At 60.4% G+C, this 255-nt stretch carries 1 protein-coding gene; it reads left to right on the top strand.

Annotated elements, in window-relative coordinates:
• Positions 1-23: 23 nt before the first annotated feature.
• The coding region (locus AB3X94_RS42225; RefSeq protein WP_368614509.1) for an alpha/beta fold hydrolase at positions 24-255 on the top strand (232 nt) is incomplete at its 3' end.

Here is a 255-nt window from a genome sequence, read left to right as displayed (position 1 = left end):
CTGTGTTGCCCGCGTTCGAAGGCATGAAGGTCATCCGCCTTGACCTGCCCGGCAGGTCGCGCTCGGAACTCGCGTCGGAGCCTCAGTCCATAGAGCTGTACGTTCAGACAATTGCCGCTGTTCTTGGCGAGCTCAAGGTGTCCGGGGCGCACATCGTAGCGCACTCGATGGGCACCATCGTCGCTCAACACCTTGCTCTGAAGCATCCGGACCTGGTGAAGAGTCTGGCGTTGTTCGGTCCGTTGATTGAACCGC

This window comes from Paraburkholderia sp. BR10923 (assembly GCF_040948765.1).
GTDB lineage: Bacteria > Pseudomonadota > Gammaproteobacteria > Burkholderiales > Burkholderiaceae > Paraburkholderia > Paraburkholderia youngii.
This window is presented reverse-complemented; position numbering and strand designations above follow the sequence as displayed.